Annotated in this window: 24 protein-coding genes; 15 read left to right on the top strand and 9 right to left on the bottom strand. The window is 41.5% G+C overall.

The genetic code is table 11. The annotated features are described in order from the left end of the window. Nucleotides 1–29 precede the first annotated feature (29 nt). Both LJ658_RS10240 and LJ658_RS10235 read right to left on the bottom strand, forming a co-directional pair. Nucleotides 30–224, bottom strand: a complete 195-nt coding sequence (locus LJ658_RS10240) for a hypothetical protein (RefSeq protein ID WP_230546406.1) — start codon at nucleotides 222–224, stop codon at nucleotides 30–32. A 178-nt stretch (nucleotides 225–402) separates the two neighbouring features. Then, the gene (locus LJ658_RS10235; RefSeq protein ID WP_230546405.1) at nucleotides 403–1,080 is read right to left on the bottom strand and encodes a DUF6624 domain-containing protein; all 678 of its coding nucleotides are present in this window, start codon (nucleotides 1,078–1,080) and stop codon (nucleotides 403–405) included. Nucleotides 1,081–1,380: 300 nt separating this feature from the next. Here LJ658_RS10235 and LJ658_RS10230 point away from each other — a divergent pair, with 300 nt between their 5' ends. The 4 genes from LJ658_RS10230 to LJ658_RS10215 all read left to right on the top strand — a co-directional run bounded on the left by LJ658_RS10230 (nucleotide 1,381) and on the right by LJ658_RS10215 (nucleotide 5,176). Next, entirely contained in the window at nucleotides 1,381–2,259 is an 879-nt protein-coding gene (locus LJ658_RS10230) for an ABC transporter permease (protein ID WP_230546404.1), read from the top strand. A gap of 71 nt (nucleotides 2,260–2,330) precedes the next feature. After that, complete coding sequence (locus LJ658_RS10225) at nucleotides 2,331–2,588, top strand: DUF3098 domain-containing protein (protein WP_230546403.1); 258 nt, start codon at nucleotides 2,331–2,333, stop codon at nucleotides 2,586–2,588. A 32-nt stretch (nucleotides 2,589–2,620) separates the two neighbouring features. Next, on the top strand, nucleotides 2,621–3,424 hold the full coding sequence (locus LJ658_RS10220; RefSeq protein WP_230546402.1) for an undecaprenyl-diphosphate phosphatase: 804 nt from the start codon (nucleotides 2,621–2,623) through the stop codon (nucleotides 3,422–3,424). Between the two features lie 375 nt (nucleotides 3,425–3,799). Continuing rightward, on the top strand, nucleotides 3,800–5,176 hold the full coding sequence (locus LJ658_RS10215; RefSeq protein ID WP_230546401.1) for a M20/M25/M40 family metallo-hydrolase: 1,377 nt from the start codon (nucleotides 3,800–3,802) through the stop codon (nucleotides 5,174–5,176). A gap of 123 nt (nucleotides 5,177–5,299) precedes the next feature. On the opposite strand, the gene LJ658_RS10210 is transcribed toward LJ658_RS10215, so the two are convergent. Genes LJ658_RS10210 through LJ658_RS10200 form a run of 3 tightly spaced genes read right to left on the bottom strand, consistent with a single transcriptional unit; the run spans nucleotide 5,300 to nucleotide 7,208 of the window. Continuing rightward, a complete protein-coding gene (locus LJ658_RS10210) occupies nucleotides 5,300–6,100 on the bottom strand; it encodes an ABC transporter permease (protein ID WP_230546400.1) in 801 nt (266 codons plus the stop codon). Then, a complete protein-coding gene (locus LJ658_RS10205; protein ID WP_230546399.1) occupies nucleotides 6,097–7,002 on the bottom strand; it encodes an ABC transporter ATP-binding protein in 906 nt (301 codons plus the stop codon). Before LJ658_RS10205 ends, LJ658_RS10210 begins: the two co-directional genes overlap by 4 nt. After that, complete coding sequence (locus LJ658_RS10200; protein ID WP_230546398.1) at nucleotides 6,996–7,208, bottom strand: hypothetical protein; 213 nt, start codon at nucleotides 7,206–7,208, stop codon at nucleotides 6,996–6,998. Before LJ658_RS10200 ends, LJ658_RS10205 begins: the two co-directional genes overlap by 7 nt. Nucleotides 7,209–7,504: 296 nt before the next feature. Between LJ658_RS10200 and LJ658_RS10195 the strand changes: the two genes are divergently transcribed. The 3 genes from LJ658_RS10195 to LJ658_RS10185 all read left to right on the top strand — a co-directional run bounded on the left by LJ658_RS10195 (nucleotide 7,505) and on the right by LJ658_RS10185 (nucleotide 9,446). Then, complete coding sequence (locus LJ658_RS10195; protein WP_230546397.1) at nucleotides 7,505–8,446, top strand: sensor histidine kinase; 942 nt, start codon at nucleotides 7,505–7,507, stop codon at nucleotides 8,444–8,446. 1 nt (nucleotide 8,447) lies between these two features. Continuing rightward, nucleotides 8,448–9,179 (top strand): LytTR family DNA-binding domain-containing protein, encoded by a 732-nt coding sequence (locus tag LJ658_RS10190; protein ID WP_230546396.1) that lies wholly within the window; start codon nucleotides 8,448–8,450, stop codon nucleotides 9,177–9,179. Nucleotides 9,180–9,341: 162 nt separating this feature from the next. After that, nucleotides 9,342–9,446 carry a GIY-YIG nuclease family protein gene (locus tag LJ658_RS10185; RefSeq protein WP_370632956.1) on the top strand — a complete coding sequence of 35 codons (105 nt, stop codon included), beginning with the start codon at nucleotides 9,342–9,344 and terminating at the stop codon, nucleotides 9,444–9,446. 207 nt (nucleotides 9,447–9,653) lie between these two features. Here LJ658_RS10185 and LJ658_RS20555 read toward each other — a convergent pair whose 3' ends face one another. The 4 genes from LJ658_RS20555 to metK form a co-directional block, all read right to left on the bottom strand. Further along, on the bottom strand, nucleotides 9,654–9,773 hold the full coding sequence (locus LJ658_RS20555; RefSeq protein WP_370632963.1) for a TraB/GumN family protein: 120 nt from the start codon (nucleotides 9,771–9,773) through the stop codon (nucleotides 9,654–9,656). 44 nt (nucleotides 9,774–9,817) lie between these two features. Beyond that, nucleotides 9,818–10,555: a 1-acyl-sn-glycerol-3-phosphate acyltransferase gene (locus tag LJ658_RS10180; protein ID WP_230546395.1), complete on the bottom strand. Its 738-nt coding sequence runs from the start codon at nucleotides 10,553–10,555 to the stop codon at nucleotides 9,818–9,820. A gap of 39 nt (nucleotides 10,556–10,594) precedes the next feature. Then, entirely contained in the window at nucleotides 10,595–11,161 is a 567-nt protein-coding gene (locus LJ658_RS10175) for an NUDIX hydrolase (RefSeq protein ID WP_230546394.1), read from the bottom strand. Nucleotides 11,162–11,299: 138 nt separating this feature from the next. Next, on the bottom strand, nucleotides 11,300–12,550 hold the full coding sequence (metK, locus tag LJ658_RS10170; protein WP_230546393.1) for a methionine adenosyltransferase: 1,251 nt from the start codon (nucleotides 12,548–12,550) through the stop codon (nucleotides 11,300–11,302). A gap of 204 nt (nucleotides 12,551–12,754) precedes the next feature. Between metK and LJ658_RS10165 the strand changes: the two genes are divergently transcribed. The 8 genes from LJ658_RS10165 to LJ658_RS10130 all read left to right on the top strand — a co-directional run bounded on the left by LJ658_RS10165 (nucleotide 12,755) and on the right by LJ658_RS10130 (nucleotide 18,752). Further along, on the top strand, nucleotides 12,755–13,630 hold the full coding sequence (locus LJ658_RS10165) for a diacylglycerol kinase family protein (protein WP_230546392.1): 876 nt from the start codon (nucleotides 12,755–12,757) through the stop codon (nucleotides 13,628–13,630). Nucleotides 13,631–13,676: 46 nt separating this feature from the next. Continuing rightward, nucleotides 13,677–14,018, top strand: coding sequence for a translation initiation factor (locus LJ658_RS10160; RefSeq protein WP_230546391.1), 342 nt, complete (start codon nucleotides 13,677–13,679; stop codon nucleotides 14,016–14,018). A 677-nt stretch (nucleotides 14,019–14,695) separates the two neighbouring features. Next, complete coding sequence (locus LJ658_RS10155) at nucleotides 14,696–15,526, top strand: MotA/TolQ/ExbB proton channel family protein (RefSeq protein WP_230546390.1); 831 nt, start codon at nucleotides 14,696–14,698, stop codon at nucleotides 15,524–15,526. An 83-nt stretch (nucleotides 15,527–15,609) separates the two neighbouring features. After that, nucleotides 15,610–16,224, top strand: a complete 615-nt coding sequence (locus LJ658_RS10150) for a biopolymer transporter ExbD (protein ID WP_230546389.1) — start codon at nucleotides 15,610–15,612, stop codon at nucleotides 16,222–16,224. 6 nt (nucleotides 16,225–16,230) lie between these two features. Then, on the top strand, nucleotides 16,231–16,767 hold the full coding sequence (locus tag LJ658_RS10145) for a biopolymer transporter ExbD (RefSeq protein WP_230546388.1): 537 nt from the start codon (nucleotides 16,231–16,233) through the stop codon (nucleotides 16,765–16,767). Nucleotides 16,768–16,800: 33 nt separating this feature from the next. Beyond that, nucleotides 16,801–17,622, top strand: coding sequence for an energy transducer TonB (locus LJ658_RS10140; RefSeq protein WP_230546387.1), 822 nt, complete (start codon nucleotides 16,801–16,803; stop codon nucleotides 17,620–17,622). Between the two features lies 1 nt (nucleotide 17,623). Next, the gene (locus LJ658_RS10135) at nucleotides 17,624–17,842 is read left to right on the top strand and encodes a hypothetical protein (RefSeq protein WP_230546386.1); all 219 of its coding nucleotides are present in this window, start codon (nucleotides 17,624–17,626) and stop codon (nucleotides 17,840–17,842) included. Continuing rightward, nucleotides 17,832–18,752: a PstS family phosphate ABC transporter substrate-binding protein gene (locus LJ658_RS10130; protein ID WP_230546385.1), complete on the top strand. Its 921-nt coding sequence runs from the start codon at nucleotides 17,832–17,834 to the stop codon at nucleotides 18,750–18,752. The genes LJ658_RS10135 and LJ658_RS10130 overlap by 11 nt, the downstream gene beginning before the upstream one ends. The last annotated feature ends 1 nt before the right edge of the window (nucleotide 18,753 follow it).

Genomic DNA, 18,753 nt, shown 5'->3' with positions numbered 1-18,753 from the left:
TCATTCAACCTGCAACCTATAACTTATAACTAGTCTTTTTTTCCCGGCCCAACCGGCTGCTCTTCGTTTTCGTGTTTAGTGGCTATATCGCCTCCATGGGGCTTATCCGCGTCATAGCGTTTATCCGCGTTGCGCACTTTGGCTTTGCCGCCGTTATCGTTGGGCCTGTGGGTAGGGGTATCTGCTGGTGATGCTTTATCTGTTGAGTTTGCTGGCTTTGTCATATACAGATAACAGGTTAGGATGGGGATTGTTTATTTTTTCCGCCTTGTCTTTTCGAGCTAGAGAGCGGAGAAATCTTAAACGGGCGACTATCCTTGCGTAGAGCTAAATATTGTTAAGCTTCGCCCTTGGTGGTGATATCACCAAAGTATTATGCAGATTGTTAGTTATCGGGATGAGTTAATGAGCTAAAATAAGATTCTTTTTTTTAGCCAGTCGTTCTATTTCGGGGAGTTGTTTTTTATAGCTTTCAGTATTCCAGTCTTTAACATATTCCTGCATGGGTGGCATGCCCATTGCTTTGCGTCTTTTATCCAGATTGTCAACATCAACTATTGGATAAATATATTTCTTCCCGGTTTCGCTGTCGGTAAAACCCTGGCTGCCATAAGCCTGTTTTTTACCCTCCCGCATATTAATCCTGTCTTCAAGGATAGCCAGGTTACTTGATAATATTTCGCCTTTCTTCTCAGCCTCCTTTATGATGGGCAGGTAGCGTTGCTGTGTTTTCAAATCGGCATGCTGTATCACCAAAAATAACCCCTGGGCACCATTAAAACCAACTTTTTGCGGGCTTAACCAGCCGTGTTTTTTTACAATATAATTAACCGCGATTAAGTTCTCCCGATCTGTTTTCCGCAACACCCTAAGTAAGCTGTCCGTTACAGGTGTCGCAAGGTTGAGTTCCCTGGCCCTGATATAATCCATTCTTACCAACTGATCCAGTTTATAGATAGAGTCAAGTTGCGCCGCCAACGCGTTATCAAGGTTGGCTTTGTCAATATTAAACGAGATTACCTGGGCGGTGGAAACGAAGCTTGATATAATAGTCAGAAATAAAAGTGACAGTGTTTTCATAGCACTAATATACCTCACCTTTAGGATGTTGTATTTGTTTTAACAAAACTTAACAAGGTATAGGCTGAAGGGGGCAGATCGTTAAATGGATTATCTTTGAAAGGCAAAAGAAGTTGATATAGCGAAGAATCTTCAAAAAATGACAATTAGTAAGCTGACAGGGCGTATAAAACCTTTCGCAATGTTTTGGATGGCAACGACGTTAAATTTTGTTAAACTACCCACAAAACCAAATTAATAAAATATAAACTTTTACCTTTAGGCAGGGTTTCTTAATTTCGCAGAAACTAAGACTAGGCTATGGAAGAATTTGAAGTAAGCGAATCGGCAAATAAAACAAAGACCATATACATATCTACTGTATTTGGCATAGCGATGGTATTGCTGATGATTGGCTTGCTTGGTTTGATCCTGGTACATGCCAATAACCTTTCGCGTTACGTAAAAGAAAATATCGTACTCAATATTTTTGTTGACGATGCCGCGCACGAAACAGATGTGCGCCAGCTGCAAACCCAGTTGGAGAGCAACCGTGCGGTTAAGCAGGCTATTTACGTAAGCAAGGAACTGGCCGCCCGCAACCTGCAAAAAGACCTTGGCGAAGACTTTGTTAAGTTTTTAGGTTATAATCCGCTATCACAATCGTTAGACGTGTACCTTAATGCTGATTATGCCAACAATGCCGAAATCACCAAGTTTAAAGCCGAGTTATTAAAAAACCCGTTGGTAAAAGAGGTTAAATACCAGCAATCGCTGGTTGACCAAATGAACCAGAACCTTACCTCGATAAGCTTGGTTATCCTTGCTTTTACTGGCATATTTGTGGTGGTATCGGTTGCGTTAATTAACAATACCATCAGGCTGGCCATCTATTCGCAGCGCTTTTTAATAAAATCAATGCAACTGGTTGGTGCAACCAAGGGGTTTATACGTAAGCCATTTTTGCTTTACGCGATATGGCACGGCCTGTTAGGCAGTTTAATAGCCGTAATAATTTTGGTGGGTACTTTATACCTGGCCAATTTAGAGATACCTGACCTGGTGATCCTGCAAAACAATGCCGAGTTTGCCGTTGTGTTTTTAGGAGTGATTGGCCTGGGGATCTTCATTTCGGCATTCAGTACTTTCCTGGCGGTAAATAAATTTTTACGTTTAAAAATATACGATCTTTATAGGTAAGGTGAACGGACAACGGTAAAGTTACCTCAATCCGCTAAATCACGCATTCACGCATTCAATAATTAAGACAGATGGCAAAGACCACACAACCGGCAGCAAAAGCACCGGCTAAAACACCGGCAAACACTACGCCCGTAAAATTTATATTTGATAAGAGTAATTATACCTGGTTTATCATCAGCATTGCTGTTGTGGCATTGGGTTTCGTACTGATGTCAGGCACGACGGATATTTACAGCACTACAAAAATAGTTATTGCGCCAATAGTTGTATTAACCGGCTTTGGCATCGGCTTTTATGCCATACTTAAAAAGTCGGATGCTAAATAACCGTTCAGGCTATTAAAACTTATCTCCCCTAAATGAATATTATTCATGTAATCGTCCTTGCTGTTATTGAAGGACTGACCGAGTTTTTACCCGTATCATCAACCGGGCACCTGGTTGTGGCCAGTGCCATAATGGGGATAGGCAAAGACGAATTTGTTAAACTTTTTGAGATCGTTATCCAGTTGGGAGCTATCCTGGCGGTAGTGGTGCTTTATTTTAAACGCTTTTTCCGGTCGGTTGATTTTTATATAAAACTGATCATCGGTGTGATCCCGGCTGTAATTTTTGGTTTGCTGTTAAAAAAGAAAATAGACATTCTTTTAGAGAGCCCCCTGGTGGTGGCGGTTGCCTTCGTTATAGGCGGCGTTATCCTGCTGTTTGTTGATGAGTGGTTTAATAAACCAACCATTGACGACGAAAAAGAAATTACCTATCTCACAGCGCTTAAAATAGGCTTGTTTCAATGTTTGGCTATGGTGCCGGGTGTGTCACGTTCGGGCGCTTCAATAGTAGGCGGTATGACCCAAAAGCTGAGCCGCAAGGCCGCCGCCGAATTTTCGTTCTTTTTAGCAGTGCCAACCATGTTTGGTGCAACCCTCAAAGATCTGTATGATTTTTACAAGCACGGAAATATGGCCGCTGCCGATCTGCATCAGGATATCAAATATCTTTTAATAGGCAGCGCTATCGCTTTTATTGTGGCTTTATTGGCCATCAAATCGTTCATTACTTTTTTAGAGCAGAAAGGCTTCAGGCTGTTTGGTATTTACCGCATATTGGCAGGCATAGTTATTATTATATTGTACTATTCTGGCAACGTATTGCACACAGTTTAAGACACTTAAGTATATAATAAGAGAGCGCCGGCCATAAACCAGCGCTCTTTTTTATGCGTGGGCAGGCGTGTAACATTAGTGTTATAGCTACAATAAGTACAATTAATTATTCGGCACAGCGTTTGTAACTTATTATTCAGCAAATCGAATTAACGTAATGTGCTGATTTGATGTAATTCAGAAAAGCATATCTTTCTCATATATTGGTTTATAATTGGTTAGTAAGAGCTCCTGCCCATCAGGAGCTCTTCTTTTTTATATCAAATTGTAAATTACGGCCGGTTAGCCGCCTGTTAGCTTTTTTGTAAAGATTTCCCGATATTACACAGGCATTGCTTTATGGAGCTTGTTTAACAGTTGTTTTTATTACCCGATATGAAATATTTAAAACTCTCCTTTTTATTGTTCCTTGCCACTTCAACGGTTGCACAAACTACCATACGGCAGGATGCCGTTATTAAACAGATGGTTGATGAAGTATCGTCGAAAAATATCGAAGCCATTGTGCGTAAGCTGGTAAGTTTTAAATCACGTAATACGCTTAGCGATACCACCGGCAAAACAACGGGTATCGGCGCCGCCCGTAACTGGATAAAAAGCGAAATGGAAAGCTACGCTGCCGCTTCAAACGGAAGGATGACGGTGGCATTTGATGCCTTTGTACAACCTGCCGGCGGCCGTTTTGATAAACCAACCGTATTAAAAAACGTATTGGCCATATTAAAGGGTACGGACCCCGCCGACACACGCGTATATATCGTATCGGGCCATTATGATTCCAGGGTTACAGATATGATGAATGCAAACGCGGTTGAACCCGGGGCGGTTGACGATGCATCCGGGACAGCGGTATCTATGGAAATCTGCCGGGTAATGGCCGGGCGCTCATTCCCCGCTACGATAATTTTTATGGCGGTGCCGGGCGAGGAGCAGGGCCTTAACGGATCGGCGCATGTTGCCAAACGCGCTAAGGACGAGCACTGGAACGTGGATGCTATGCTGAACAATGATATTGTTGGCAATACGCACGGGCAGGATAATGATTTGAAGGATAACAGCCGTGTACGCGTGTTTAGCGAAGGCATCCCTTCTGTCGACGCTGTTTTAAAAGGTGATACCAGTCGCCGTGTAGCTGCGGCTATAAGCGCCCTGATAGGCAATGGCGGCGAAACCGACAGCCCGTCGCGCCAGCTGGCCCGTTATACCAAAGAGATTGCCGAGCGTTATGTAGATCAGCTGGATGTGAAACTGATCTATCGCCGGGACCGGTTTTTAAGGGGCGGCGATCAAACGTCATTCCAGCTGCAGGGTTTTACTGCGGTCAGGCTGACAGAAATGAATGAAGACTTTACCCACCAGCACCAGGACCTGCGCACCGAAAAAGGAGTAATATATGGCGACCTGCCCGAGTTTGCAGATTATGACTTTATCCAAAAAGTGGCGCGGATGAATTTATCGGTGTTGGCAAACCTGGCGTCGGCGCCTGCCGCGCCGGCAGGCGTAGGGGTAACCACCACCGCGCTTACCAATAATACCACGCTGAAATGGGAAGCGCCTAAAACCGGCAGAAAACCCGCAGGCTATTATATCCTGATGCGCGAAACCACCAGCCCGTTTTGGGAGAAGAAGATCTTTGTAACCGGCAATGAAGCTACGTTAGACTACTCGAAAGATAATTATTTTTTTGCCGTGCAATCGGTAGATGCCGAAGGGCATGAGAGCCTGCCGGTATTTCCGAAACCGGTGAGATGAGTTGTGAGTGGTGAGTTTTGAGTTGTGAGTAATGAATGAGGTCTTTAACTCAAAACTCACAACTCATTACTCAAAACTACTTTTAGTAGTGAGGTCTTTAAACTCAAAACTCACCACTCAAAACTACTTCACGCTCTTCCGCTGCACAATAAAAAATCCGGCAACAAATACCACCGCAAATACCGCCAGGCTAACAAACACATCCTGGGTAAAAATATCAATCGCCATTTTATTGGGATCAAAACCTTTGGTATGCGGTATCATGCTTTTAAGGGCAAGCATAGGATGGGCATAGGGGATCAGGTAAGCATATTCCCAGTTAACACCGACACTAATAACGCCGATAATAAAACAGACGAAGCCAATCCCCATCGGCTTTAAAAAGTCTGACCAAAGCAGACTCAGTAAAAACTGGATGGACAGGATGCCCAAGGCTGAAAGGAACAATTTAAAATAGATCTGGAACAGCGTTAATTCCATGTGGGTCCCGGCAAATTTGAGTTCGGGTTTTAGCAATCCCAATAAATTGCCGAAGCCTATAGTAAACAATGCAAATAACAGCAGCGATATAAAAACCAGCAGCAAAGCATAAGCAAACTTGGCCGAGTAAACCGACCATTTTGCGATTGGCAGGCTGAACAGGGTTTTCCAGGTATCGGCCTTATGTTCGATGGCGTTTACCGAATAGCCTATAAATATTACAAACATCGGCAGTAATAAAGCGCCCATGATATTTAGCACAGCGCCGGCAAACTGCATCCACAACATTAAGCCAGGTAAATGTGCCAGTTTGCTGCTATGGGTATAAAAGCCCAGGCTTATTAACGTTATCAGGATTAACGGCAACAATATGGCCGACCAAAAGCCTAACGTTTTGCGGCTCTTGTAAAATTCTGACCGGAGGGATAGTAAGAAGCCTTTCATTTTGCCGCGGTTTGGGTAATGTCTAAAAATAGTTTCTCAAGGTCCTTCTGTACTTTGTGTATGCTGTAAACGGTGTAGCCGTGCTGGTTAAGCAAAGCATTGATCTCGCCCGTTTTTTCTTTTGATTGATAGATCACCGAAATAGCATCCTCATTAATATCGGCAACCGTATAACTGTTTTTGGTAAGCAGGTTGGCGGCGTCAACAATGTTGCTGGTTTCAATGTATACCAATGGCTGGCTTATAGCTTCAAGGTCCTTTACATCACCCTGAAAAAGCAGTTCGCCATTGTTAATGATACCTACGTGGGTAGCCATGCGCTCAATCTCGGCCAGCAAATGGCTTGATATAAAAACAGTTTTATTGTGCTCTGCAACCAGTTTCTTTAGCAGTTGGCGGATCTCGATGATCCCGTTAGGATCAAGGCCGTTGGTGGGTTCGTCAAGGATCAGCAATTTAGGATCAGACAATAACGCTAACGCGATACCCAGTCGCTGTTTCATCCCCAGCGAATATTTACCGGCTTTTTTGCCTGCTGCAGTAGTTAACTGCACCAGTTCAAGCATTTCATCAACACGTTTTGGTGATACCTGTAAAAGGATGGCCCGGTTCAATAAATTTTCTTTACCGGTGAGGTGGGCGTAAATGGCGGGCTGCTCAATAAGCGAACCTACCTGCGATAATATTTCTTTGCGGTGCGCCCGGAAATCCAGGCCGAATATTTTGATGCTGCCTTCGTGCGATTGCAGCAGGTTAAGCAGTAATTTAATAGTAGTGGTTTTCCCGGCGCCGTTAGGGCCAAGAAAACCATATATACTTCCTTCCGGAACTTGTAGTGATAGTGATTTAACAACCGTTTGGTTGCCAAAGTTAAAGGTTAAACCCTCGGTTTGTATTACCATACGTCGGGTTTGCTGATGGAGCAAACGGTTTTTACTAAATTAACACCTTTAAAAAACAAAGAAGTTGCGTGTACTGCAGAGGCAGCGGTATTTTCGGTTTCGTGCTTTTTTTGTTCAAACTGATAACTGACGCCCATAATTAATGCAAACATTACCGGAGCAAGTAACAGTATAAAGGGATTGGTATTGGTGAACAGCTTTTTCATTGTGATTGTTTTTTTTTTGATGCAACAAAGGAATATTATTTTTTTTTCCTGCTAAAAACAATTATACCAACCCCCCTAATTTCTAGATGAACGCCCGTTTATATTCAACGGTTGGTTCGTCGGGTTAAAATGCCCGTTCATCGATAAAATGCGCGCCTGTATATAAATAATGCAGCGCCGTAAATCAAAATACTAATTTTGAGGTGATGAAAAAAATCTGGCAAATAATAGCACATATAGTTATTTGGACAAGTATTATTCTGTTTTTTTTATTTGTTGTGCACAACAATACCAAAATGAGCACGCAGAGCATGCTGGTTATCATTGTGCTTTTTGGTGCAATCAATATCAGCCTTTTCTATCTCAATTACCTTTTTTTTATACCGCAGTTTTTAAATAAAAAGCGTTATGGTGCTTATATTTTTATAGTTATAGTCACGATGGTGATTTATGGCGTTGGTAAATATGGCATAGGGCTATTGTTTAAACAGGATGTCTTGACCCATATGGCCGGGCCAAACGAGACAAAGCGGGTTGTAATAGGCTTTTGGTCATATTTTACAAGTACACTGTTTAACAGCGGCATATTTATATGCCTGAGTGTGTTGTTAAAGTTTAGCGTAGATTGGTTTTTAAATGAACGTATCCAGCGCGACCTGGAGAACCAGCGCCTTACCGCCGAGCTTGCCTTTTTAAAATCACAGATCAATCCGCACTTTTTATTTAACTCATTAAACAGCATTTACTCCCTGGCCTACCAGCATTCAGAAAACACGCCGGGGGCCATCCTCAAGTTATCAGAAATAATGCGGTATATGCTGTATGAGTGTAATGACAATAAGGTTGATCTGTCAAAGGAGCTTCAATACCTGCAAAATTATATCGACCTGCAAAAAATACGGTTTGGCAATAATGCTTATATTGATTTTAAGGTTGATGGCGAGATAACCGATCAGCAAATAGTGCCTTTGCTGCTTATCGCCTTTATTGAAAATGCGTTTAAACACGGTATAGCCAATGATTCCCTGTCGCCCATCACCTTGTTTGTTAATGTAAATCAGCAGCATTTACAGTTCTATATCCGAAACAAAAAGCACCGCAATAATCGTGATCCGTTAGGCGGTATAGGCTTAAACAATGTTAAACGCAGGCTTGACCTGTTATATCCCGGAAAATATAATTTAGATATCCGTGATGAAACAGATACCTATACTTGCGAATTATCCTTAGTTTTATAGCATGATAAGATGCCTTATAGTTGATGATGAGCCTTTGGCGCTACATATACTGGAAGACTATATATCCAAAGTGCCTTTTATGGAGTTAGTTAAGTCGACCACTAACCCTATTGAAGCCTTAACACTGGTACAGGATGGTAATATTGACCTGGTGTTTCTTGATGTGCAAATGCCCGAACTTACCGGCATCCAATTTTTGCGCATAGCCAATGGTAAAACCAAAGTTATTTTAACCACAGCCTATCCGCAATACGCGTTAGAGGGTTATGAGCTTGACGTGGTTGACTACCTGCTTAAACCTATCGCTTTCGACCGTTTTTTTAAGGCCGCGCAAAAGGCACAGGGCATTATTCAGCCGGCAAAGGTTGCGGCGCCCGAACCTGTGCAGGTACAACAACAGCAAAATGATTTTTTAAGCGATTTTATCTTCGTTAAAAGCGAGCATAAGATCCAGAAGGTTTATCTGCACCAGATCCTGTTTATTGAAGGATTAAAAGATTATATCTCTATTTTCACTACTGCCGAGCGGATTATCACCCTGCAAAACATGAAGAAGATGGAGGATACCCTGCCCGAGAAGCATTTTATCCGCGTGCATAAATCATACATTGTGGCACTTAATAAAATTGACAGTATTGAACGCAGCCGCATCCGCATTGGCGATAAAATTATCCCGGTAGGCGATACTTACCGCGATGATTTCTTTAAGATCATTGACGGGAAAAACGTTTAGCCCCAGGCCCCTTCCAACAGGCGGAGGAGTTGATAAGCAAACGGGTAAATAAAAAAAGGGGTGTCATTTCGAAACGAGGTACGAGTGAGAAATCTTATACACGCGAAAAATGTGGAACTATAACTTCTAGTATATATAACAACCAATTCTGAAAAGACAGTTTTGTATATAGGTGTCACTAACGATTTGAGTAGGAGACTGTATGAGCACACTGAAAATAAAGGAAATCCAAAAACGTTTGCAGGTAAATTTTCTGTTATAATTTAGTTTACTTTGAGCATTTTAGCCATATAAATTATGCTATAGGTCGCGAAAAGCAACTGAAAAAATTGCGTAGAGAAAAGAAAAATGCTTTGATTGATTCTTTTAACCCTGATTGGAAATTTTTAAATGCCGAGGTAAGCGGATAGATTGCATAGCATATAAGATTTCTCACTCGTACCTCGTTTCGAAATGACATCTTGGTTAAGGTTCTTATATCTTAACCGGCCTAACCTTATACCCTTTTAACCTCAACTGATTAATTAAACCGTATTGCCCCACCAAATGCGGGGCGCCAACTGCTATAATAGTTGATGGTTCTTTTAAAGCCAGCAGTAATAAGGTTGCTTTTTCATGGTGATTTAGGTTCGGTTTGATCAGGCTTGGTTTAATGCTTTTTTTATCCTGTTCTCGGCTTCTTTAACCAGTTCGTCAACGCTACCGGTTCCGGGCTCAATTGGCTCCAGTACCTCCCATGTCATTTTGGTAAAGGTATTAAGCGGGTATGAGCCGTACCTGATCATTTTCCAGGAATTATTTATGGCGATGGGCACCAGCAGCGCGTCCGGGCATTTTTTCAGAATAATGGCAATACCGCCCGCCTGGAAGGATTTAACCTTGCCGTCTTTAGAGCGGGTGCCCTCGGGAAAAATCACCGCCGACCATCTATTCTCTTTCATGCGGGTACCCAATTTGCCCATTTCCATTAACGACTGGCGCGGATCATTACGGTCAATATTAGCGCCGCCGCCATATTTTAAATTGTAAGAGATGGAGGGGATACCCTTTGTCAGCTCAATTTTCGAGATGAACTTAGCATGGTATTTGCGGAGATAATAAATAAGCGGTGGTATATCCAACAGGCTCTGATGGTTGGCCATGAATATCATGGGGCGTCCTTCCGGAAGATTTTGTTTATTGATAAACGTAACCGTATTACCCAATAAATAAACAGTACGGGTAAGGCAAAGGTTTAAAATATCAACTACATTTTTATGTGCTTTGTATCCAAAAAGGTTATAGCTTATCCACTGGATCGGCTGAAAAATAATCAACACCAAAAAAAAGGCGGCGATGGCAAATGGCGATAAAATGTAGCCCAGAAATTTTCTCATGCGTTAGTAAATGCCCCGAAATTAAAAATATTTTAACAATTACAACGGCAACCGGTTTTCAAGCAGCAGTAATTTTACTTTTAAAACTGCCGTTACGGTAACCGCATCGGTAATTTGGCCGGCACATACCATTTGATAAACTTCCTCAAAAGGTAATCGTTTAACAACCAGCTGCTCGGTGTCCTCAGGTTCAGATTCAAACTGTTCAAGGCCGGTAGCTACATAAATGAAACAAAGCTCATCGGTTACAGAGTTGCTTAAGTGCAATTGCTGTATTTCCGTCCAGTTGGTGGCGGTTAGCCCGGTTTCTTCCAGCAACTCGCGTTTTGCGGCGTCAAGCGGGGCTTCGGCCAGCGGCCCGCCGCCTTCCGGGATCTCCCAGCTGTATTGGTTTAACACAAAACGATATTGCCCCACCAGGTAGGTGTTCCTGTCGGCATCCAGCGGAATAATGCCAATAGCCCTGTTTTTAAAATGCACTTTGCCATAAATACCTGGATTTCCCGACGGATTGGTAACCTGGTACTCGGTTAAGTTGATCCATGAATTATCGTAAACGGCGCGTGATGATGTTATCTGCCAGGGATTTTCTTCGGGATGTTGCATATCGTAATAACTTTTTAACGTTGCGGGTTAAACCTGTTTCGTTCTCCTTAACAAATTTTTGCGGACAATAACTTGAAGGCAATAAAAAGAGCGATAGTTTAGCTATCGCTCTGAGTAAAAATCAAATCAGGTCTTTAATTATAATCCAAAGGCTGCTTTCACCTTGTCTACATAGTCCAGTTTTTCCCAGGTAAACAATTCAACTTCACGGGTAATAACAGTGCCGTCATGATGCGTAAAGCTTTTGGTTACAACTTGACTTGGTTTACCAAAGTGGCCGTAAGCTGCGGTTTCGCTATAAATAGGATTACGCAGTTTAAAGCGTGTTTCAATAGCATATGGGGTCATGTTAAAAATGGCCTCTACTTTTTTAGCTATCTCGCCATCGTTTAAGTTAACTTTTCCGGTTCCGTAAGTGTTGATGTAGATACCCATAGGCTGGGCAACACCAATAGCGTATGACACCTGTACCAACACTTCACTGCAAACACCGGCCGCAACCAGGTTTTTAGCAACGTGGCGGGTAGCGTAAGCAGCAGAGCGGTCAACCTTTGAGGGGTCTTTACCAGAAAACGCGCCGCCACCGTGTGCGCCCTTACCGCCGTAAGTATCCACAATGATTTTACGGCCGGTTAAACCGGTATCGCCATGCGGGCCGCCGATAACAAATTTACCGGTTGGGTTAATATGGTATTTAATATCGCTATTAAAGAAGTGTGCGTATTTTGGATATTTAGCTTTTACGCGTGGTATTAATATACCGACGATGTCTTTGCTGATCTTGTCCAGCATCGCTTTTTCTTCATCAAAATCATCGTGCTGGGTTGAAATTACAATGGCATCAATGCGGGTTGGCACGTTGTTGTCATCATATTCTAACGTAACCTGCGATTTTGCATCAGGGCGCAAATATTTAATGTCGGTGCTCTCGCGGCGGATGGCTGCAAGCTCAATTAATAAAGCATGGGCAATATCCAATGCCAATGGCATATAGTTGTCGGTTTCGCTGGTAGCATAACCAAACATCATACCCTGGTCGCCGGCGCCCTGCTCTTCTTTCGACTGGCGGTCGACACCCTGGTTAATATCCGGCGACTGTTCATGTATGGCTGATAACACACTGCATGAACTTCCGTCAAACATGTACTCGCCTTTGGTATAACCAATTTTATTAATAACCTCGCGGGCTATTTTTTGCACATCAAGATAGGCTTGTGATTTTACTTCGCCTGCCAAAAAAACCTGGCCGGTGGTTACTAATGTTTCACAGGCAACTTTCGATTCAGGGTCATGAGCCAAAAAATTGTCAATTAAGGCATCCGATATTTGATCGGCAACTTTATCCGGGTGTCCTTCTGATACGGACTCTGATGTAAATAAATACGGCATTTTTTTTAATGATTTTACGTAAGATAGTATAGAATAATTTAGCTTAACGTTGTAAAGAAGCAGGGTTTTAGCACTTTTTTACGTGGTTGCAATCCGGCCGTAATGTGTCACGGCAACTAAATCAGTCCACTACTGTGCGCCAAAAATAAAACAATTTTTACAAAGCCGAAAATACATTTACTTTTGACAGCTAAAAATATATTGTTGAAACGGAAAACGTTATTTATAATAAACCCGATATCCGGCGGTAAAAAGAAGGATGGGGTGCCTGAATTGATCAATGCCTGTTTTAAAGGCGATGCTACAACCATATTTACCAATGGGGTGTCGCACGCCAGTGAAGTAGCGGCCGGCGCAGTTGATGATTATGACTTGATTGTTGCGGTTGGGGGCGACGGTACGGTTAATGAAATAGCATCGGCGCTGGTGGGGAGTAAAGCTGTCCTGGGCATCGTCCCGTGTGGGTCTGGTAACGGTTTATCGCGTTTTTTGGGTATCCCGATGGATATTAAAGAAGCAATTGAAAATCTTAACGAGGGTAAAGTGGCTGTTATTGATTCTGCGCGGGCAAATGGCAAGCCTTTTTTTAATATGGCCGGGATGGGTTTTGATGCCCATATCAGCGAAGTGTTTTCGCACGGAAAGAAGCGTGGCTTTATAACCTATATCAAATCGTCGTTACAGGAAATCTTTAAGTATGAGCCGCAGGCTTATCATATTGAAATTGATGGCACCAGTTATGAGCGTAAGGCTTTTATGCTGAGTTTTGCCAACTCTTCGCAATATGGAAACAATGCGCATGTGTCGCCACAAGCCTCAGTACAGGATGGCTTACTGGATGTTTGTGTTATAAAGCCTTTTCCATTATACCGGTTTATAGAACTTGGGATCCGTATGTTTACAAAAACCACAAACAAATCCCGTTTTGTTGAAATTATTCGTGGTAAACACATTGTGATCAGGCGAAACAGCCCGGGGCCAATGCATTTAGACGGCGAGCCTGAAATGGCTGGCACCGAAATAGAAATTAATATCTTACCCCAATCCTTAAACGTAATTGTTGGTAAAGATTTTAAGTAAGGAAACATAAACTTAACATTGGACACCTGCAATCATATTGAAAACAATGTCAAAGAAAAATAAAAGTTTTACGGGGATAATGTACTCTACCGATCCCGGCTTTAAGCCCGATGATAACAGCGGCGTTGCTGCTAATACTTTGCCTCCGCAACAACAAAACCTGCGAATATTTCTTGACCGTAAAGGTGGAGGTAAATTGGTTACAGCCATAGCCGGCTTTGCCGGCGCCGTTGCTGATCTGGAAGCGCTGGGTAAAAAATTAAAGACCAAATGCGGCGTAGGGGGTACTGTTAAAGATGGCGAAATACTTATACAGGGGGATTTTAGAGATAAAATCTTACTCTTATTACAAGCCGACGGCTATAAGGCAAAAAAGGCCGGCGGATAATAAATTATTATAATATTAAGGCAATTGTAAGATTTTGAAAAAAGATTGATCTGCTGCGGATTAAAATAAATGTTTATTAACAAGTGTCTTATTATCAGTTAATTAATGAATATAGCGGACTTGTATTCCGACTGTTTTTTGTTTGTTTAAATCCGCGATAAATAAAAAAAAAAGGATCAATTGCTTGTTTTGACACACAAACCTGCTAATATTGCGTTACCATTTATAAATAATACCCCAGACAGCACCCTGACATGTAATAAGGTAGATTTGAAATCTCCATGTTATACAAACTGGTTGTTGTTATATAATATTGTTTAACATCGATATGAAAAACCGGCCCCTATTTGAAGCTACAGGTAACCTGTGTAGCAGCAAAGAAAATTATAACAACATAATTACAGAATTATAACAGTATAATTACACAACTTTTACAGCCTAATGCTTGCTATTATAAAAAATAATAAGTTTTATTGTAAAAAATTGTTGTAACAAGTAATGATTTTGAGTTTGAAACGTTTAATACCGTTACCAAAAACTGAACATTAAATAATTGTTAAAGAATAATAAAAGTCTTTTTTTATTTAGGTAAAATTCTATTTTTGTTATCCGCTTAAAAAACGCATATAATTAACTAACTAAAAATAAACAAAAACTAAAAACTAAAATTTAAAGTAATGGCAAACGCACCAACAAAACCAACTACCGTTAAAAAAGAAAGCTCAAGTGCATCTGGCATGTTTGCGACCTTGACTATCCCACTTTGTATTCTAACAACAATATTGATTTTCATTTTCATATTAGCTGATCCTAGCCACTACAAAGGTGGTGATGTTGCAGCCGGAGAACCTGAGGATGTATTTGGTATCGTACACAGAGGCGGATACCTGGTGCCTTTGGTAATGGCTTACGTATTAATGGTAATTGTATTCTCTATAGAGCGTTTTATTGTAATCGGTAAAGCATCTGGTACTGCAAGCATTGACACTTTTGTTAGAAAAGTACAAGGCTTTTTAACTGCAGGTAACATTGATGCTGCTTCAGCTGAGTGTGATAAACAAAAAGGTTCTGTAGCTAACGTTATAAAATCAGGTTTAAAAAAATACCGCGAAATGGAGTTAGAGACAACTTTAGACGTTGATCAAAAAACTTTAGCTATCCAGAAAGATATCGAAGAAGCTACCGCTTTGGAAATGCCTATGTTGGAGCAAAATTTAACCATTATCGCTACTTTGGTATCAATTGGTACATTAACAGGTTTGTTAGGTACGGTAATCGGTATGATCAAGGCCTTCCACGAATTAGCAGGATCTGGCGCTAACACAGCAGCATTATCATCAGCTATCTCTGAAGCATTGGTTAACACTGCGTTAGGTATCAGTACTTCAGCGATATCAATCGTAATGTACAACGTATTTACTTCAAAAATCGATGGCTTAACTTACGCTATTGACGAAACAGGTTTCAGCATTGTATCTACATTTGCTGCAACCCATAAAAATAAATAAATTTTAGTGTTAATATTCAGGCCCCGATAAGGTTGGGGCCTGAAATTAATTATTTAATAACACTATATATTTAATCAAAGATTATGGCTAGAGTAAAAGTTCCGAGGAAGAGTACAGCAATTGACATGACCGCCATGTGCGACGTTGCCTTCTTGCTGCTAACCTTCTTTATATTATCTGCAAAACCAAAGACTGAGGATCCGGTTCATGCCGACATCCCTGCTTCAACTACTATACAAGCCCTGCCAGAGAATGATTTTTCAAGTTTGCTGGTTGCCCAGGGAAAAGTTTTTTTTAGTGTGGAAGGCGCCGAAATACGCGTTGAAACGCTAAAGGGAATGGCTGATCAGTATAAAATTTCATTTACACCGGAAGAGATCAAAGCATTTTCAAGTTTGGAAAATGTTGGTGTGTCAATTACCTATTTAAAACAATATTTAAATATGACACCCAAAGAAAGATCAACTGTAGCGCAACCTGGTGTACCGGTAGATACTACTGACAACAATGAATTGTTCTGGTGGGTTAAAAACGCCCGTAAGGCTGATAAGCTTGTTCATAACAAAGAGCTTAGAATAGCTATTAAAGGCGACAGCAAGGAGGAGTATCCTACCATTGCAAAAATTATTAAAACACTGCAGAAGCAGAAAGTTAACAAGTTTGGTTTAATCACATCGTTGAAAACGGTGACAAAATAAAAAATTATGGCAGAATTAGATACCTCCGGCGGGGGTAAAAAAGGCGGCGGTAAGGTTAGGAGTAAAAAAGCATCAACGCGGGTGGATTTAACCGCGATGGTGGATTTGGCCTTCTTGCTCATCACCTTCTTTATCCTTACCACTACGCTGCAAAAGCCAAAAGCAATGGATTTAACCATGCCGGATAAGGATGATAACCACAACCAGTTACCTGTACCTGAAACCAGGACAATGACCGTGTTGCTGGGTAAAAATAACAAAGTAGAGTGGTACATGGGCTTACCCACTAAACCATTAACCGCACCTACAGTTACCGGTTTCGGTAAAACAGGTATCCGTGAATCATTATTTGAAAAAGGTAAAGAGGTTATGGCGAGATCAGGTAAAGAAATGATTGTGCTGATAAAACCGAGCGACAAGTCGACCTATTCAGATATGGTTTCTATGATGGATGAGTTAAACATTGTTGGTAACCAACAGCGTGCGATTGTTGACATTAGCCCTATGGAAGTTGATCTCCTGAAAAGAGATAATATTTATTAATAAAAATTAACGTAAAATTTAAAGCTTCAAATAATGCTGGGATCTAAATTAGACATATTAAAGCAGGAATGGATCGACGTTGTTTTTAGCGACAGAAACAAAGCTTATGGTGCGTACGAGTTAAGAAAGAAAAACGGGGGTAGAACCAGCCGTGCTTTTCTATACGGTGCAGCATTCTTCATATTTGTTATATCGTTACCAACAATCATCAATAAACTTGAAGGGTTTATTCCGAAGGCACCCGTAAAGGTGAAGATCACCGACGTGGTACTTACACCGCCGCCGGTTGATGCGAAGAAATTACCGCCGCCGCCGCCGCCCGAACCACCTAAACCAAAAGTGGATCAGGTTAAATTCCCTCCTCCGATTGTAAAACCGGATAACGAGGTGAAAGAAGAGCCGCCTACACAAAAGGACTTAAAGACAGCCGACCCCGGCCAGAAAGATCAGAAAGGTGATCCTACTGCCGACGTAAGGATAGACGAGCCCGTAGGTAACTCTGACGTTAAACAGGTTACAGAAGACGAAAACAAGATCTTTAGCCAGGTAGAAAAACAACCGGAGTTTCCGGGAGGTTTGGATGCTTTTGGTAAATACCTGGGTAACAACATTAAGTTCCCTGCTGTTGACAGGGAGAACGGCGTAAGCGGTAAAGTTATCTGTACTTTCGTTGTTGAAAGAGACGGTAGCTTAACCGATATTAAAGCCGTGCGCGGCCCAAGCCAAACCATGATGGACGAAGCCATCCGTGTTTTGAAAAAATCACCAAAGTGGAAGCCAGGCATCCAGAATAATCGCCCGGTTCGTGTATCATACACCGTACCTATTAACTTCCAGTTAGGGGAAGAGCAATAGTATGTCACCAGGTTTTCATAATAAGCAGAAATCGCCCCAAAGGCGGTTTCTGCCTATTTTAAGAGCAGCGGTATTCTTCGCTGCCGGTGTCACCGTCATTTTATGGGATAAAGTATTACCAGATTATGGCTATAAAAAAATATTATTTGGCTGCCTGCTTATTGTCTATGCTATTGTGCGATTGACGCTTTTGTTAAGAAAAGAAGATAATGAAGAATAAGTTTGGATTGATTATTGCAGCCTGGGTAGCCTTTGCCGGCTTGCAATCCTGCAAACAAAAGGATACAAAAGCCACAGCCGAGGATACAGTTAACTCAGGCACCGTAAAATTTGCGGCAGACGAGTCGTTTCAGCCCATCGTTGATGAAGAGGCTTATGTTTTTAAACAGTTAAATACAAAAGCTAATCCTCAGATTTTATACCGGTCAGAAAACAGCGTTTTAAGAATGTTGTTGAATGATAGTGTACGATTTGCTGTTTTATCAAGGCTGTTAAAGCCTGACGAAGTTAAGATCTTAAAAGATCGCACACTACCGCCTGTTATTAACCGGTTTGCGGTTGACGCAGTGACATTTATAGTAAACCAGTCATCGGCTGATACCCTTATGACGGTAAACGAAATTAAAAAAATGTTAAACGGGCAGACTAAAACGGGTACGGATATCGTTTTTGATAATCCAAACTCAAGCCTGGTAAGATATTTGAAAGAGTTTTCAGGAAATAAAGACTTTAAACTAAAGAACATTTTTGCTGTCAAAACCAATAAAGAAGTAATAAGGTATATTAGCCAGCATCCACAGGCCATAGGTATAACCGGCTTTAACTGGCTTAATGATCCGGATGATGATTATGCCGATGCGGTTAAGAAAGTTAAAATAGTAGCCGTAAAGGACGAAAGCAGTAAGGATGCCCCTAACCAATACTTTAAACCATCACAAACAACATTAGCATTGAAACAATATCCTTTCGCAAGGAATTTGTATCTGGTGAATTGTAGCGGTAAACTTGGGCTTGCTTCGGGTTTTGCTTATTTTATGTTGGGAGAACGGGGGCAAAGGGTAATATTAAGGTCGGGCATATTGCCTGATTCAATACCCCAAAGAGAGATTAACATTAAACACAACTATTAAA

The sequence above is a fragment of the Mucilaginibacter sp. UR6-11 genome, from assembly GCF_020880695.1.
Taxonomy (GTDB): domain Bacteria; phylum Bacteroidota; class Bacteroidia; order Sphingobacteriales; family Sphingobacteriaceae; genus Mucilaginibacter.
The sequence above is the reverse complement of the archived record's forward strand: the minus strand, read 5'-3'. Positions and strand labels throughout refer to the sequence as shown.

Bases quoted from the DNA above. Each gene is read 5' to 3' on its own strand.
- LJ658_RS10240 (WP_230546406.1), bottom strand. From the start codon at position 224: ATGACAAAGCCAGCAAACTCAACAGATAAAGCATCACCAGCAGATACC.
- LJ658_RS10235 (WP_230546405.1), bottom strand. From the start codon at position 1,080: ATGAAAACACTGTCACTTTTATTTCTGACTATTATATCAAGCTTCGTT.
- LJ658_RS10230 (WP_230546404.1), top strand. From the start codon at position 1,381: ATGGAAGAATTTGAAGTAAGCGAATCGGCAAATAAAACAAAGACCATA.
- LJ658_RS10225 (WP_230546403.1), top strand. From the start codon at position 2,331: ATGGCAAAGACCACACAACCGGCAGCAAAAGCACCGGCTAAAACACCG.
- LJ658_RS10220 (WP_230546402.1), top strand. From the start codon at position 2,621: ATGAATATTATTCATGTAATCGTCCTTGCTGTTATTGAAGGACTGACC.
- LJ658_RS10215 (WP_230546401.1), top strand. From the start codon at position 3,800: ATGAAATATTTAAAACTCTCCTTTTTATTGTTCCTTGCCACTTCAACG.
- LJ658_RS10210 (WP_230546400.1), bottom strand. From the start codon at position 6,100: ATGAAAGGCTTCTTACTATCCCTCCGGTCAGAATTTTACAAGAGCCGC.
- LJ658_RS10205 (WP_230546399.1), bottom strand. From the start codon at position 7,002: ATGGTAATACAAACCGAGGGTTTAACCTTTAACTTTGGCAACCAAACG.
- LJ658_RS10200 (WP_230546398.1), bottom strand. From the start codon at position 7,208: ATGAAAAAGCTGTTCACCAATACCAATCCCTTTATACTGTTACTTGCT.
- LJ658_RS10195 (WP_230546397.1), top strand. From the start codon at position 7,505: ATGAGCACGCAGAGCATGCTGGTTATCATTGTGCTTTTTGGTGCAATC.
- LJ658_RS10190 (WP_230546396.1), top strand. From the start codon at position 8,448: ATGATAAGATGCCTTATAGTTGATGATGAGCCTTTGGCGCTACATATA.
- LJ658_RS10180 (WP_230546395.1), bottom strand. From the start codon at position 10,555: ATGAGAAAATTTCTGGGCTACATTTTATCGCCATTTGCCATCGCCGCC.
- LJ658_RS10175 (WP_230546394.1), bottom strand. From the start codon at position 11,161: ATGCAACATCCCGAAGAAAATCCCTGGCAGATAACATCATCACGCGCC.
- metK (WP_230546393.1), bottom strand. From the start codon at position 12,550: ATGCCGTATTTATTTACATCAGAGTCCGTATCAGAAGGACACCCGGAT.
- LJ658_RS10160 (WP_230546391.1), top strand. From the start codon at position 13,677: ATGTCAAAGAAAAATAAAAGTTTTACGGGGATAATGTACTCTACCGAT.
- LJ658_RS10155 (WP_230546390.1), top strand. From the start codon at position 14,696: ATGGCAAACGCACCAACAAAACCAACTACCGTTAAAAAAGAAAGCTCA.
- LJ658_RS10150 (WP_230546389.1), top strand. From the start codon at position 15,610: ATGGCTAGAGTAAAAGTTCCGAGGAAGAGTACAGCAATTGACATGACC.
- LJ658_RS10145 (WP_230546388.1), top strand. From the start codon at position 16,231: ATGGCAGAATTAGATACCTCCGGCGGGGGTAAAAAAGGCGGCGGTAAG.
- LJ658_RS10140 (WP_230546387.1), top strand. From the start codon at position 16,801: ATGCTGGGATCTAAATTAGACATATTAAAGCAGGAATGGATCGACGTT.
- LJ658_RS10135 (WP_230546386.1), top strand. From the start codon at position 17,624: ATGTCACCAGGTTTTCATAATAAGCAGAAATCGCCCCAAAGGCGGTTT.
- LJ658_RS10130 (WP_230546385.1), top strand. From the start codon at position 17,832: ATGAAGAATAAGTTTGGATTGATTATTGCAGCCTGGGTAGCCTTTGCC.